Raw genomic sequence first — 13,331 nt, 5'->3', positions numbered from 1 at the left:
GAACGCCACGCATCATTCAGCCTGGCCTTTCCGCAGCTCACGAAGTCGCACACCAGTCTGGTGCAAGCTGCATGCAAGTCTCGTGCAAGCACGTTTTATTCCGTATCCTAAATCCGCGCGTGCCCCACGTACGGTGGTTGTTACGGCCCTATGGCAAGTCCCAGGGCCTGACCGACCAGAAAAAGGCATCACACGTTGTGAAGGGGACACGGGCCATGCCGAGGAGAGAGGACTTCCTCAACAGGATCGACGCGCGGCTCGACGAGGCGGATCGCGACGGACGCTTCGCCTGCATGCTCGGCAGAACTGACAGGGAGGCAATGGGACGGCTCGTGCATAGTGGCATGTTGCACAGCCCCTATCCGGGGGTCTTCGTCCACAGCGAGCTATGGCAGTCCCTTGGAATCGGGGAGCAACAGCTGAGGCTCGCACGTTCCCTCGGCGCAATGCACCCTGACTGGACTTTCTGCGACGCGACCGCCGCACTCGCTCACGGCCTCCCCGTGTCCCACCGACCGCTCTCCCACGTACACGTCTGCCACCTTGGCAGCGGGCGTCACTCCCACGGCCTCGTGCGATGGCACACCACCGATGCTGGAGAAACGACGTTCGCCTCGGGCATCAGGGTGACCTCCCTGGAGCGAAGTGCCGTCGACTGCCTTCTCTCGATGGACTTCGGAGACGGTCTGGCGGTAGCTGACGCGACGCTGCGGCGCCTGGAATCGCATACGGACTCACTCGACAAGGCCCTCGGCCGGCTTGGCGCCGGACGGCGCGGCATCAGGCAGGCGCGTCTCACCCTCTCGCATGCCGACCCCCGTTCCGAGAGTGGTGGCGAGTCAATCGCCCGTGCGCGGATGATAGAGCTCGGCTTCGTCGTACCTGAACTGCAGGTGGAGTTCGTCGACCCTCTCACTGGCAAAGGTAGCCGCGTCGACTTCCTGTGGAGGCTCTCGGACGGAAGCATGGTCGTCGGTGAACTCGACGGACGGCAGAAGTACGTCGATCCGGCCATGACGCAGGGACGAGACGCCGTCGAGCTGCTCTCGGCAGAGAGGCTGAGGGAGTCGAGGCTCACGCGGTCGGCAAGGGTCGTTCGCTTCTCGTTCGCGGACGTCTGCAACGCAGACTACTTCGAGCGCCTCCTGGATTCGTTTCGCATACCACGACGTCCGGGCTTCCAGCACGTGTGACGACACCCAGCGCGCACGAGCGTCGTTCCGTAACGTCGGACACGCGCGAGTTTCTCCCCACGACGTCCAGCGCGTCTTATGTTCCACTGACGGCGCCCGATGCGTGCCGTGTACCGCCGACGGCGCCCAACGTGTGCCGAATGCAGCCGAAAGCGTCCAATGCGCCCGAGAGCGTCACGTTTGCCCAGTTGGGCGATTGCCGAAAAACGCGTTCGACGTTGTCGAGCGAAATTCGCACGCGCTCGACGTTATTGGTGACGTATGGCGCGCGTCGGGCGTAACCAGTAGCGCATGGCGCGCGTCGGACGTCGTCGGTGACTGCCAACACGCACTGGGCGCTCCCGGCAGCCCCGGACGCTCGTACGAAACTCCGCTCGAAGGCCTAGAATCCGTGACGTCGACGAACGGAGCACAAGAAAGCTAAATCGCACGGCATGGCAGGGAGGAGCCGCACATGAAGGTCGGAATCATCGGCGCCATGGAGGTCGAGGTCGAGAGTCTCGTCGCGGGCATCGCGGACGACGAGGTCACGAGTCTCACGGGTATGGAGTTCCACGAGGGCACTCTCGAAGGTGTTCCCGTCGTGGTGGTGCGCTGCGGCGTGGGCAAGGTCAACGCAGCCGTCTGTGCGGAGGCCCTGGCGGTCCGCTTCGACGTCACGCACGTCATCAACACCGGCGTCGCCGGCTCGCTCAACGCCCGCCTCGACATCGGAGACATCCTCGTCTCGCACGACGCCGTCCACCACGACATGGACGTGAGCGCGCTGGGATACGCCAAGGGAGAGGTGCCCGGCCTCCCCGTCGTGGCCTTCCCGGCAAGCGAGGGGCTCGTCTCTGCCGTGGCTCGCGCCGTAAGCAAACTTGACCTGGGCATCTCTTGCATAGAGGGACGAGTCGCCTCGGGCGACCAGTTCGTGAGCGGCCAAAGCCAGAAGGACCACATCGTCCAAGAGTTCCAGGCCGACTGCTGCGAGATGGAGGGCGCGTCCATCGCGCATGCCTGCTGGCTGAACGGCATCCCCTTTGCCATCGTGCGTGCGATCAGCGACAAGGCGGACGGCTCGGCACAGCAGGACTACCCCAGCTTCGAGCGCAAGGCCGCCCACGACTGCGCGGCAATCGTGCGAAAGACCCTCGAGCTGCTGGGCACCTGAGCTGCTGGGCGCCTGAGCCGCTAGCCCTCGATCTTGACGATGGGAGCGAAGCCCTTCATCAGCTTCTTCGTCTTGCCCGTCCGGCTGAAGAAGACCTCGATCGTGTCCCCCGAGGCGGACTTCACGACGCCAGGACCAAAGGTCTTGTGAGAGACGCGGTCCCCGGGGGCAAAGCTCTCGGCCGCCTTCGCGCGGTCGCGCTGGATCGGAGCCGGACCCGTGGGACGGGCCGCGGGAGAGCCTCCGGTCGAACGGGTCCGCGAGCCGAAGACGTGCCCTCCGTAGACCTCCGAGCCACGTCCGGAACCGTAGGTTCCATGGCGGTCGCCACGCTTCTCCCAGCCCACGCCGCTGAAGCCCGAGGAGCCCACACCGGTGGCATGGACGTCCTCCGCGGGAATTTCGTTCAGGAAGCGGCTGCGTGGGTTCGTCGAGACCGAGCCAAAGGTCCTGCGCGTCGCGGCATAGGTGAGATAGAGCCGCCTCTCCGCACGCGTGATGGCGACGTAGGCGAGCCTCCTCTCCTCCTCGATGCTCTCGGGATCCCCCTCATGGGCACGGTGCGGGAAGATGCCCTCCTCGAGGCCGGCCACGAAGACGACGGGGAACTCCAGTCCCTTGGCGGAGTGCACGGTCATCATGGTGACGGCGCTGGACTGGCCCGCCAGGGAGTCGAGGTCGGAGCGCAGGGCGAGCCACTCCATGAGGGCGGGAAGCTTCTCCGCGGCTGCAGATGGCATCTCTCTGTCTTCTGGCAGTTCGACGTTCGCTTCGCTCGCTCGCCAAGGCGACTCACTGTCAGAGGACAGAGAGACGGCAGCTGCGGGAGCTTGGTCCGCCAACACGTCAGGGGCACCGGCGAGGTCGAGGGCGCCGGCCTCGCGAAGCTGGCGCAGGCTCTCCAACGTCTCGGTGACGTCGTCGTGAGTCTCGTCGAACTCCTGCGCGACACCGAAGAACTCCTTGATGTTCTCTACGCGGCTGTCCGCCTCGACCGTCTGCTCCGCCTTGAGCGCCTTTATGAGGCCCGAGCGCTCCACGATCATCTGGACCACGTCGCCCAGGTCGCCCGAGAAGTGACGGGCGACCTCGATGGCACCGGTAAACTGGGCGAGGCCGCCTCGGGCCTTTGCGCCCACGATGCCAGGCTCGTCCACGCAGGCCTCCGCGGCGGCGAAGAACGAGATGCCCTCCTCGGCGGCGTACTGCTGAATCTTGCGGATCGAGGTGCTGCCGATGCCGCGCCTCGGCGTGTTGACCACGCGCAGGGCGCTCACGTCGTCGTTGGGGTTCACGACGAGCTTGAGGTATGCCATCACGTCACGGATCTCTGCGCGGTCGAAGAAGCGCGTGCCACCCACGATCTTGTAGGGCACGCCCGCGCGCAGGAACATGTCCTCGAGGATGCGCGACTGCGCGTTGGTCCGGTAGAAGACTGCCACGTCGTCGTAGCTGGTGCCCTGGTCGTGCAGCTTCTCTATCTCGGAGCCGATCCAACGTCCCTCGTCGCGCTCGTCGGAGGCCTGGAAGACCTCGATCTTCTCGCCATCGCCACCATCCGTGAACAGGCGCTTCGCCTCGCGACGCGAGTTGTTGCGCACCACGGCGTTGGCGGCGCTCAGGATGTGGCCGGTGGAGCGGTAGTTCTGCTCGAGCTTCACCACCGTGGCCCCCGGGTAGTCCTTGCGGAAGCTCAGGATGTTCTGGATGTCGGCGCCGCGCCAGGAGTAGATGGACTGGTCGTCGTCGCCCACGACCATGAGATTCTTGTACTTGCGCGCCAGGAGGTTGGTGATGGCGTACTGCACGCCGTTGGTGTCCTGGTACTCGTCCACGCTGATCTGGCGGAAGCGCTCCTGGTAGGAGTCGAGCACCTCGGGATACTTGGAGAGGAGCTCGAAGGTCTTGACCAGGAGGTCGTCGAAGTCCATGGCGTTGGCCCGGGCGAGGCGGCGCTCGAGGGAGTGGTACACGCGAGCGGCCGCGCGCTCGACGGGCGACTTGGCCTGCGCCTCCATCTCGTCGGGCGAGACGAGCGCGTTCTTCGCCTTGCTGATGAGCGAGCGGATGGCGGGGAGCGGGCATTGCTTCTGGTCTATGTCGAGGTCCGACATGATGGACTTGACCAGGCGCTTCGAGTCGTCGTCGTCGTAGATGCTGAAGTTGCCCCGGTAGCCCAGGCGCTCGCCGTCCTCGCGGAGCATGCGCACGCACATGGCGTGGAAGGTGCAGACCCACATGCCGCGGGTACCACCAGGCAGGAGCTTGTCCAGGCGCTCGCGCATCTCGGCCGCAGCCTTGTTGGTGAAGGTGATGGCCAGGACCTGCCAGGGTCGCACCCCCTCGTCCTGGATCATGTGGGCGATGCGGAAGGTGAGGACGCGCGTCTTGCCCGACCCCGCACCAGCGAGCACCAGCAGGGGCCCCTTCGTGCACTCCGCCGCCCTGCGCTGGGCGGGATTGAGGCCCGCGAGGTCCACGCCGCCTTGCGCGGCGCGGGGGTTCGCGGGCGGGACCCAGGCGGGCTCTTCCGCGGCACGGGCCGCATCGGCAGCCACGGGGGCTGTCGCAGCATCGGGCCGGGCGGGATGCGCCGGCATCGTGGGCACGGGCGCGGTCGTAAGGTCACTGCCAAAGAGGCTGGTCTGGAACTCGTCGAAGCTGGGCATTGCACTCCTGAGGTCGGTGGCGTCCGTAAGAGTCTAACCCCCGCCCCGGACACATTGGCAAACCCCATGCCCAATCCGCACGGTTGGCCTCATTCCCCGTCAGTCGGCAGCTCGTGCACAGTGTCGACGCCACACTCCTCGCAAAGTGACAGGAGCCCCTTGTCCAAGGTGAAGAGCGTTGCCCCGAGCCTACGAGCGAGCACCAGGTAAAAGAGGTCGTAGGCGGGATGGCCCAGCCTCATGGACTCGCCCAGCGCCTCACGGGCGAGCACCACCATGTCCGCGAAGCCATCCACGAGCGCGAGAGAGTCTTCGAGAAGCGCCAGGGCACCAGCCCTGTCAAGCAGCCCCGCCCGGAAATACTTGAAGGCGACGTTGCTCGCCTCTACCAGCAGGAGGGAGGGCGCGACAATGGTCTCGTCCTCATGCATCAGTCCCGCAAGCGCCCTGCCCTCAGCACTGTCTCGGGCAATCTCCACGGCCGCCGAGCAATCCAGCACGATCATCGGGTATCACGGTCCTCTCTCACGAGTTCCGCAGCGTTGGGAAAGCCATCCGGGAGCTCGAAGCAGACGCGCGAGCGAATCCTCTCGAGAACAAGCCGGCGCCTCGCCCTGCGCTCCTCGCGATTCCCCTCGATGCGGATTCCTAGGCTCTCGAGCTCGGGGGTCTCGATGTGGCGGTTCCGCTCACGGAGGACACACCCCTCTGCGAAGTGCTCCTCGACGATCACTGTCATCTGCTGCGCCAAGGAGCGGCGCTCGAGCCGCGCCTCCTCCGCCACTTTCTCGTAGAGGTCCTGGGGCATCTCCCTCACCTGTACGGCTGGCATCTTATCTCCTTCGTTTTGCATGCGTCACGCATCCATACTAGCATGGTGAGAAAGCCAGAAAGACATGATTGGCGGCATGCCGTTCGCCAAGACGGGTTCGGGGTACCATTCCACGTTACCGGGCATCGCAAGCCCACGGACTCCAGAGCGGCGGTCGAGTCAGGAGGTAGCGGGTGTCTCACAAGATTCTTCTCCACACCGTCGTAGACGACGAGGAGGTCATGCGCATGGCCATAGGCGCAACCTGCGAGCTTCTCGTCGAGGGACGAACGTTGGCCCATGTCGTGGCCGCCACATCCCACTACAAGGAGGGCCATGACTGAGTGGCTGGTGCGGACCTTCGTCAGGGACGCGGACAACACCTCGTCGGCAGCGGTGCGCTCGGGCTACGGCAGGCTCTCGAGCGTCACCTGCATCGTGCTCAACGTATTGCTCTGCCTCTCCAAGGGCATGGTCGGCGTCGTGGTGGGCTCCGTCTCGATCGTCGCCGATGCCATCAACAACCTCTCCGACGCCTCGAGCAACGTGGTGAGCCTCATCGGCTTCAAGCTCGCCAGCCGCCCTGCCGACGAGGGCCATCCCTACGGGCACGGCCGCTACGAGTATCTCGCTGGCATGGTGGTGGCGGTCCTGGTCGTGGCCGTCGGCGTGCAACTCGCCCGCTCCTCGGTGGAGAGGATCCTCGCCCCCCAGGCCCCCGGCCTCGACCTGGTGACCGTGGGAATCCTGCTCCTTTCCATCGTGGTAAAGCTGTGGATGGCACGCTTCAACAGGTCGCTCGCCCGACGCATCGGCTCGGGCGTGCTCGAGGCCACGGCCGTCGACTCCAGGAATGACGTCATCGCCACCTCGGCCGTCCTTCTCGCCTCGCTCGCCTCCGCGGCAAGCGGACGCGACCTGGACGGCTGGGCGGGACTTGCCGTCGCCGCCTTCATCGTGGCGAGCGGCATCGGCCTGTTGCGCGACACCGTGGACCCCCTCATGGGCCAGACACCCTCCGCCGAGCTGGTGCAGCGGGTGTACGAGAGGATCATGTCATATCCAGGGGTGTTGGGCACGCATGACCTGCTGATTCACGACTACGGTCCCGGAAGGCAGTTTGCCAGTGCCCACGTCGAGATGGCTGCGGACGCCACCGTGCGGCAGAGCCACCTGGTCCTGGACCGGATCGAACGGGAGCTGCTTCAGGACGAGCACCTGCGCATCATCCTGCACTGCGACCCCATCGAGACCGAGGTCGGCAGCGATGACCTGCGCAACTGGGTCTCGGGCGAGCTCGCTGGGCTCGACCGGCGCCTGAGCGTCCACGACGTGGACTTCTGGCGGGACCGGGGGCTCATGCGCGTGCGACTGGACTGCAGGAAGCCGGACGGCGTGGACATCTCGGACGACGAGCTGCGCCAGGCGGTCGAGGCCATCGTGCGCAGGCGCGTGCCTGGCGCGGACGTGGAGCTCACCATCGACACGGGCTACGTCTCCCCCGCCTCAGAGGAGTAGCGCCCCCTCGGCTTGCGCTCTCGCGACCCCGAAGTTAGTCTTGACTAATGGACTCAACGAATGACTTCGTCGGGCGACGGAACGGGCGGGCCGAATTGGGCAAGGACGAAAAGGTCGAGAGAAAGCGCCGACGCGAGGCCGAGGTCGTCTCGCAGATGATCGCCCTGCGCTGCCATGCGCTCCATGGCTCGCGTGACGGCCTGTGCGACGAATGCGCCGACCTGCTCGACTACGCGCTCGCCCGCATAGCTCGCTGCCCCCACATGGCGACGAAGACCTTCTGCTCGCAGTGCCCCACGCACTGCTACGCCCCGGCGCGTGCGGAACAGATCCGCGAGGTGATGCGCTGGGCGGGACCCCGCATGCTCCTGCACCACCCCGTCATGGCCATCCATCACGCACTCGAGACCATGGCTGCGGCGTGGCGCGCCAGGCGCGCTCAGGCGAGCTGAGCGAGAGGCGCTCCCTTCTCCTCCGATCGCCCTGACTACGAGCCGGCCTTTATCGCAAGCAAGGCATCTCGACTCGAATCCAAATCCAGGCTCGTCAGATAGGGAATCGCACGGTCCAGCTGCCCGTCGCTGAAGTCCCACCACCTTAGGGCCTCGAGGAACTCGATGGTCTCGTCCTCGAAGCGAAACCTGACGACCTTGGCGGGGTTGCCCACGACAACCGCATATGCGGGAACGTCCTTGGCCACCACGGCACGCGCGCCGATGATTGCCCCATCCCCGATGCGCACGCCCGGCATGATGGTCGCCTGACGCCCGATCCAGACGTCGTTGCCTATGATCGTGTCGCCCCTGTCGAGCATGTCCTTCTTCTCGATCGTCGTCCTGCGCGCCCAATCCAGGCTCACCTGGTTGAAGGGAAAGGACGAGAAGCAATCAATCGCATGGTTCGCCGCACCCATGATTATCTCCACGCCCACCGCAATCGAGACGAAGCTTCCTATCTTCAGGCTCCCATGGCCGGGATAGTTGTAATGAACGACATCCCGGTCAAAGACCGTGTCCGGGTCGTCGTCCAGCGAGTAGTAGGAGTACTTCCCGACCGAGATGTTATCGGCCAGCCTTTGCTCGCTCAGTATCAGCATGTTCTTGTTTCTGACGTCCATGCCAGGCTCTTTCCTCTCCGCTATGCCAGCTGCTATGCCAGCGCACTTCGTTCCGCCAGCAAGATGAAGTCGTCCGCCTTACTGGTACCCAGCGTCAATGCGCCTGATCGTCGCAGACGAGCCGGGCGAGAAGCGCCGCGCACCCAACGCTCACGTCGCGATACGTTGCGTCGAAGTCGCCCGTGTACCAGGGGTCGGCCACGTCTCGACCCTCCCCCGCCCAGTCCAGGAGCTTCGAGACCTTGCCTTCCGGGTCGTCGCCGATGATGCGCGAGAGGCCCCGGCGGTTCTCCTCGTCCATGATCACCAGATAGTCGAAGGAGTCGTAGTCAGCGCGCGTGACCTGACGCGCGCGATGGTGCCCGCAGGGCACGCCCTCGCGCTCGAGCTTCCTCCGGGTGCCGGGATGGACGTCGTTGCCTATCTCCTCGCGGCTGGTCGCCGCGGAGTCGATCCGGAACTCCGTCTCAAGTCCCATCTCGCACACGAGCTGCTCCATCACGTACTGAGCCATGGTCGAGCGGCAGATGTTTCCGTGACAGATGAACAGGATGCTGGTCATGGGTCTCCTCGTCAGTCTTGCCTTGCCCGGATGTAGTCCCACAAAGCACCCTTGGATGGTAGCAAGCGCCGCAGCCAGCTGCGGACCTCCCTTTTGGCAAAGTCTGCAGCTGGCTCAAGCACACAAGGAGAAGCGGGCGAGAGAGGCGCCCCCTCTGGTCAGGGCCGACAGCCAAGAGGACCACCCCCTCGGCCCGAACCTCCGCAGCTCTCGCCTAGTGGCCCTTGATGGAGTCCAGGAAGTCCCTCGCACGCTGGGACTTGGGATGGTCGAAGAACTCCGCCGGCGAGCCCTCCTCCACGATTTGGCCGTCGGCCATGAAGACCACGCGGTCGCTCACGCGGCGGGCGAAGTTCATCTCGTGCGTGACCACCACCATGGTCATGCCCTGGCGGGCGAGCTCGACCATGACGTCCAGGACCTCGTTGATCATCTCGGGGTCAAGGGCGCTCGTGGGTTCGTCGAAGAGCATGGCCTTGGGGTGCATGGCCAGCGAGCGCGCGATGGCCACGCGCTGTTGCTGCCCGCCCGAGAGCTGGGCCGGCACCTTCTGCGCCTGCTCGGCCACGCCCACGCGCCTCAGGAGCTCCATCGCCTCGGCCTCGGCCTCCTTGCGGGGCCTTCCCAGCACCTCGACGGGACCCATGGTCACGTTGTCCAGGATGCTCTTGTGCGCGAAGAGGTTGAAGGACTGGAACACCATGCCGATCTCGGCGCGCACGGCGGCGAGATCGCGGCCCTCCTCGGGCAGGGGCCGGCCCTCGATGAGGATCTGGCCATCGTCGATGGTCTCGAGCCGGTTTATGGTGCGGCAGAGGGTCGACTTCCCGGAGCCCGAGGGCCCGATGACCACGACGACCTCGCCCTTCTTGACCTTGAGGCTCACGTCGCGCAGGACGTGGAGGTCTCCGTAGTGCTTGTTGACGTGGTCAAGCTCGATGACGGGCAGCTGGGTGCTGGTCTCTTCCATGGCCATCTGTGTCTCCGATCGACGTTGCGTTTGGTTCTTTGCCCTGCGTTGCGGCAGGGGATGGTTCGTGGCTCTCGCCTGCATGGGATGCGTCCGCTCGCCTCGCGCCGACGGACTTGGACAGACGAGCTGCCACGACGTCCGCGCGACCGGCGACTTCCCTACACGGCGGCCGTGCTCGTGCGCGAGATGATCTTGGTCCCCGTCTTGCGCGCCACCGCGACAGACGCCTTGTTGATGAGGTAGTTGAGCAGGATGTAGATGATCGCGATCACGAAGTAGGTGCTCACGAGCGCGTCGTAGTTGGTGATGAGCACGCGCGCGTTCTGCAGCATGTCGGGGTAGCTCACCACGTAGGCGACCGTCGTGTCCTTGACCACGACCACCAGCTGCGAGATGAGCGTGGGTATCACGAAGCGGATGGCCTGGGGCAGCACGATCTTGAAGGTGATCTTGTGCTTGCTCATGCCCAACGACATGGCCGCCTCGACCTGGCCGCGCGGCACGGCGTTGACGCCCGCGCGGAAGACCTCGGCGAGCACGCCCGAGGCGGCAAGCCCCACCGGCAGCGTGATCATCCAGAAGGACGAGAGCTTGATGCCATACTGGGGAACGACCAGGAAGAAGAAGTAGATCAGAAGCAGGCTGGGCACGCCGCGGAAGAAGTCGATGACCACGCGCGAGACGAGCGCGACCGGCCTCAGGGCGCTGGTCCTTCCCAGCATGAGCACGAGACCCAGCACCAGGGCGATGACGCCCGCCACCAGGGCGACCTGGATGGTGCCCAAAAAGCCGCGACCCAGGAAGGCCCAGGTGGACGCCTGGCCGAAGAAGGTCCAGTACTTGGCGGCGAGCTGGCCTGTCAGGTAGAAGCGCTGGACGACGAGCCCCAACGCGACGGCGACGAGGACAAGGGAGATGGCGGTGCCCACACGGATGTTGCGGCGCATCCTCGGGCCGGGCGCCTCGAAGAGGGCGTCCCTCATGGACATGGTATCGGTATGGGAGCTCATCGGACGATCCTCACCCTCTTGTCGATGCGGTTTCCGACGAAGCCGATGACCACGGCGGTCAGCACGTAGCCCAAGGCCGAGATGGCGAAGGCAAGGATGCCGCCAGTGGACCTCGTGTTGATATACGACACTGCCCCCGTGAGCTCATTGGGGCTCAGCGGCACCTGGGATCCCAGGGCCGTGGTGAGCATCACCGCGATGAGCAGGTTGGTCATGGGGAGGACCGCCGAGCGCAGCGCCTGGGGAATCACGACCTGTCGCTGGATCTGGACGAAGCCCATGCCCAACGAGCGTGCCGCCTCGATCTGCCCCACGCCGATGGTGTTGATGCCGCTCATGAAGTTCTCGGAGCCGAAGGCGGATCCCAGGAGCACGCAGGCGATGACCACGCTTGGCCCATAGTCCAGCACGACCTTGAGGACGGGCAGCGCGTAGACGATGATGATCACCAGCGAGACGCCCGGGATGTTGCGGAACACCTGGACGTAGAGGTCGCCCACGACGCGCAGGGGCCTGATGGGGGACACGCGCATGACGGTGACCACCAGCGCGAGCACCATCGCGCCCACGTACGAGACGGCAGTCATCTTCCAGGTGGTGAGCAACGCCATCAGGTAGACGTCGCCATATGTGGTGAGAAGCTCAGAGAGCCCCATGTGCCTCTCCTTACCGCAGCGGGGCCATCGCGCGCAGGGAACGCACGAAGGCCCCGTTGCTAAGGTTCATGTCGTGGGCGACTCGCCGCGGCCGTCCCGTCCGCTTCGGGCTAGGCCTGGATGGCAGGGGCCTCGGGAGCGGAGGCGACACCGGTGCGGTCACCGATGGCGATCTGCCAGAGCTTGGCCCAGGCGCCCTCGTCCTCGATCTTCTTGAGGAAGGCATTCACGAATGCGACACCGTCGGAATCCTTGGGGAGGCCGATGCCGTAGTCGTCCTCGGGGCCAAAGGGGTCGCCGGCGATGCGGTACTTTCCGGGGTTCTTGACGACGCTGCCGTAGTGCAGGGTGATGTCGATGACGTAGGCGTCGACGCGACCCTGCTCGAGGGCGGCGCGGGCCTCCTCGTCGGTGCTGAACTCCTGGACCTTCGCCTCGGGAGCGTACTCGGCGACGACGCTGGGACCAGTGGAGCCGGACTGGGCGGCGACGTTCTTGCCCTTGAGGTCGTCCACGCCGTTGATGTCGGTGTTGTCGGCCTTGACCAGGATGCCCTGCTTGGAGGTGTAGTAGGGACCGGCGAAGGAGATGAGCTTCTTGCGCTCGTCGGTGATGGAGTAGGTCGCGAAGACGGCGTCGACCTGGTTGTTGGTCAGCACGGACTCGCGGGTGTCAGAGGTGACCTGCGTGATCTCGATCTTGGACTCGTCACCAAGGATGTAGCGGGCGAGCAGCTGCGAGAGGCCGGAGTCGAAGCCGCGGAGCTTGCCGTCCTTCTCGTTGAGGAGGCTGAAGAGGGTCGAGGTGCGCGTGGTACCCACGCGGAAGCTGCCGGCGTCCTTGATGGCCTTGGCCCAGCTGCTGGCCTGGACGGTAGCGTCGTCGGCGACGGCACCGGAGGCGATCAGGCTGTCGTAGGCGGTGGCGTCGATGGCGACGGGGGTGGCGTCAGCCGAGGCGTCGGAGGAGCTGGCGCCATTGCTGGAGCTGGCGTCGTCGGGGCTGCAGGCGGCGAGCGCGAGGGCCGCGAACCCACCGACGCCCAGGCCGAGGGCCTGGCGACGAGTCGCGAAGGGCGTGCGCTTGGTAGCATCGTTCTTCATGGTGGTGCCTTTCTCCTTGGGCGGGCGCGGGCATGATGCCCTCCCGCACTCCTGCCCTCACGGGCAAGGTAGCAAAGCTAATCATACTTGACGGGTAGGAATAAGCTTCGGCTACGATACCCCCAAGGGGTGCCGTCCTATACAGCCGTTACCCCCTGTTCATCAAAATGCTCAGGGTCGCGGACGCGTCCCCTGAAAAGTCGAGCCGCCATCTCACGCCGCCATCCGCGACGATGCGGCAAAAAAGGGCTCGTCGTCACTTCTGGTGGCCAGCACACTCCGGCGCCAGCCGGGCCGGGAAGTCCAGGCGTCCCGGCCTGGGGAAGGCCATGGCCTCCGGGTGGGCCAGGCTCCCGAAGCCCCCCGGGGCCCTCCTGACGGACTGGGTGGCCGAGCCGGGCCCCTCCGGGACCGCGTTCGTCGCGTCGCGGGGGAACCAGTCGAGGATGCCCTCCCTCCCCTCGCTCACGGCCCTCGCGGCCGCCTTCGTCCTCGGGACGTCCGGGCGCACGATCCGGCCGGCGGCCCGACCCGGCCCCCTGGGGGCCGGCCCCCGCCCGGGC

General features: G+C 65.7%; 15 protein-coding genes. 5 read left to right on the top strand and 10 right to left on the bottom strand.

Translation table 11 applies throughout. From position 1 onward, the window contains the following. Positions 1 to 215: 215 nt before the first annotated feature. On the top strand, positions 216 to 1,193 hold the full coding sequence (locus HMPREF1008_RS04980) for a hypothetical protein (RefSeq protein ID WP_009278761.1): 978 nt from the start codon (positions 216 to 218) through the stop codon (positions 1,191 to 1,193). 454 nt (positions 1,194 to 1,647) lie between these two features. Continuing rightward, on the top strand, positions 1,648 to 2,349 hold the full coding sequence (locus tag HMPREF1008_RS04975) for a 5'-methylthioadenosine/adenosylhomocysteine nucleosidase (protein WP_009278760.1): 702 nt from the start codon (positions 1,648 to 1,650) through the stop codon (positions 2,347 to 2,349). 20 nt (positions 2,350 to 2,369) lie between these two features. Here HMPREF1008_RS04975 and HMPREF1008_RS04970 read toward each other — a convergent pair whose 3' ends face one another. The 3 genes from HMPREF1008_RS04970 to HMPREF1008_RS04960 form a co-directional block, all read right to left on the bottom strand. Beyond that, the gene (locus HMPREF1008_RS04970) at positions 2,370 to 5,018 is read right to left on the bottom strand and encodes an ATP-dependent helicase (protein ID WP_009278759.1); all 2,649 of its coding nucleotides are present in this window, start codon (positions 5,016 to 5,018) and stop codon (positions 2,370 to 2,372) included. Positions 5,019 to 5,107: 89 nt separating this feature from the next. Then, positions 5,108 to 5,524 carry a type II toxin-antitoxin system VapC family toxin gene (locus tag HMPREF1008_RS04965; protein ID WP_009278758.1) on the bottom strand — a complete coding sequence of 139 codons (417 nt, stop codon included), beginning with the start codon at positions 5,522 to 5,524 and terminating at the stop codon, positions 5,108 to 5,110. Continuing rightward, positions 5,521 to 5,850, bottom strand: coding sequence for a hypothetical protein (locus tag HMPREF1008_RS04960; RefSeq protein WP_009278757.1), 330 nt, complete (start codon positions 5,848 to 5,850; stop codon positions 5,521 to 5,523). Before HMPREF1008_RS04960 ends, HMPREF1008_RS04965 begins: the two co-directional genes overlap by 4 nt. 173 nt (positions 5,851 to 6,023) lie before the next feature. Here HMPREF1008_RS04960 and HMPREF1008_RS10425 point away from each other — a divergent pair, with 173 nt between their 5' ends. From HMPREF1008_RS10425 to HMPREF1008_RS04950, 3 genes are all read left to right on the top strand, one after another. Beyond that, positions 6,024 to 6,173, top strand: a complete 150-nt coding sequence (locus HMPREF1008_RS10425) for a hypothetical protein (RefSeq protein ID WP_009278756.1) — start codon at positions 6,024 to 6,026, stop codon at positions 6,171 to 6,173. Beyond that, on the top strand, positions 6,166 to 7,347 hold the full coding sequence (locus HMPREF1008_RS04955) for a cation diffusion facilitator family transporter (protein ID WP_009278755.1): 1,182 nt from the start codon (positions 6,166 to 6,168) through the stop codon (positions 7,345 to 7,347). Before HMPREF1008_RS10425 ends, HMPREF1008_RS04955 begins: the two co-directional genes overlap by 8 nt. Positions 7,348 to 7,442: 95 nt before the next feature. Continuing rightward, on the top strand, positions 7,443 to 7,799 hold the full coding sequence (locus HMPREF1008_RS04950; protein ID WP_009278754.1) for a nitrous oxide-stimulated promoter family protein: 357 nt from the start codon (positions 7,443 to 7,445) through the stop codon (positions 7,797 to 7,799). 35 nt (positions 7,800 to 7,834) lie between these two features. Here HMPREF1008_RS04950 and HMPREF1008_RS04945 read toward each other — a convergent pair whose 3' ends face one another. The 7 genes from HMPREF1008_RS04945 to HMPREF1008_RS10420 form a co-directional block, all read right to left on the bottom strand. After that, entirely contained in the window at positions 7,835 to 8,464 is a 630-nt protein-coding gene (locus HMPREF1008_RS04945; RefSeq protein WP_009278753.1) for a CatB-related O-acetyltransferase, read from the bottom strand. A 94-nt stretch (positions 8,465 to 8,558) separates the two neighbouring features. Continuing rightward, complete coding sequence (locus HMPREF1008_RS04940) at positions 8,559 to 9,026, bottom strand: low molecular weight protein-tyrosine-phosphatase (RefSeq protein WP_009278752.1); 468 nt, start codon at positions 9,024 to 9,026, stop codon at positions 8,559 to 8,561. 214 nt (positions 9,027 to 9,240) lie between these two features. After that, a complete protein-coding gene (locus tag HMPREF1008_RS04935; RefSeq protein WP_009278751.1) occupies positions 9,241 to 10,002 on the bottom strand; it encodes an amino acid ABC transporter ATP-binding protein in 762 nt (253 codons plus the stop codon). A gap of 155 nt (positions 10,003 to 10,157) precedes the next feature. Next, positions 10,158 to 11,009, bottom strand: a complete 852-nt coding sequence (locus HMPREF1008_RS04930; RefSeq protein ID WP_009278750.1) for an amino acid ABC transporter permease — start codon at positions 11,007 to 11,009, stop codon at positions 10,158 to 10,160. After that, a complete protein-coding gene (locus HMPREF1008_RS04925; RefSeq protein ID WP_009278749.1) occupies positions 11,006 to 11,665 on the bottom strand; it encodes an amino acid ABC transporter permease in 660 nt (219 codons plus the stop codon). The genes HMPREF1008_RS04930 and HMPREF1008_RS04925 overlap by 4 nt, the downstream gene beginning before the upstream one ends. Positions 11,666 to 11,775: 110 nt before the next feature. Next, positions 11,776 to 12,768: a glutamate ABC transporter substrate-binding protein gene (locus tag HMPREF1008_RS04920; RefSeq protein WP_009278748.1), complete on the bottom strand. Its 993-nt coding sequence runs from the start codon at positions 12,766 to 12,768 to the stop codon at positions 11,776 to 11,778. 256 nt (positions 12,769 to 13,024) lie between these two features. Continuing rightward, positions 13,025 to 13,331 (bottom strand): hypothetical protein (locus tag HMPREF1008_RS10420; protein WP_009278747.1); only part of this gene is annotated, 307 nt, incomplete at its 5' end.

Source organism: Olsenella sp. oral taxon 809 str. F0356, from assembly GCF_000233535.1.
Lineage (GTDB): Bacteria > Actinomycetota > Coriobacteriia > Coriobacteriales > Atopobiaceae > Olsenella_I > Olsenella_I phocaeensis.
This window is presented reverse-complemented; position numbering and strand designations above follow the sequence as displayed.

Excerpts from the sequence above, each read along its gene's own strand:
- HMPREF1008_RS04980 (WP_009278761.1), top strand. The coding sequence starts at position 216 with ATGCCGAGGAGAGAGGACTTCCTCAACAGGATCGACGCGCGGCTCGAC.
- HMPREF1008_RS04975 (WP_009278760.1), top strand. The coding sequence starts at position 1,648 with ATGAAGGTCGGAATCATCGGCGCCATGGAGGTCGAGGTCGAGAGTCTC.
- HMPREF1008_RS04970 (WP_009278759.1), bottom strand. The coding sequence starts at position 5,018 with ATGCCCAGCTTCGACGAGTTCCAGACCAGCCTCTTTGGCAGTGACCTT.
- HMPREF1008_RS04965 (WP_009278758.1), bottom strand. The coding sequence starts at position 5,524 with ATGATCGTGCTGGATTGCTCGGCGGCCGTGGAGATTGCCCGAGACAGT.
- HMPREF1008_RS04960 (WP_009278757.1), bottom strand. The coding sequence starts at position 5,850 with ATGCCAGCCGTACAGGTGAGGGAGATGCCCCAGGACCTCTACGAGAAA.
- HMPREF1008_RS04955 (WP_009278755.1), top strand. The coding sequence starts at position 6,166 with ATGACTGAGTGGCTGGTGCGGACCTTCGTCAGGGACGCGGACAACACC.
- HMPREF1008_RS04945 (WP_009278753.1), bottom strand. The coding sequence starts at position 8,464 with ATGGACGTCAGAAACAAGAACATGCTGATACTGAGCGAGCAAAGGCTG.
- HMPREF1008_RS04940 (WP_009278752.1), bottom strand. The coding sequence starts at position 9,026 with ATGACCAGCATCCTGTTCATCTGTCACGGAAACATCTGCCGCTCGACC.
- HMPREF1008_RS04935 (WP_009278751.1), bottom strand. The coding sequence starts at position 10,002 with ATGGCCATGGAAGAGACCAGCACCCAGCTGCCCGTCATCGAGCTTGAC.
- HMPREF1008_RS04930 (WP_009278750.1), bottom strand. The coding sequence starts at position 11,009 with ATGAGCTCCCATACCGATACCATGTCCATGAGGGACGCCCTCTTCGAG.
- HMPREF1008_RS04925 (WP_009278749.1), bottom strand. The coding sequence starts at position 11,665 with ATGGGGCTCTCTGAGCTTCTCACCACATATGGCGACGTCTACCTGATG.
- HMPREF1008_RS04920 (WP_009278748.1), bottom strand. The coding sequence starts at position 12,768 with ATGAAGAACGATGCTACCAAGCGCACGCCCTTCGCGACTCGTCGCCAG.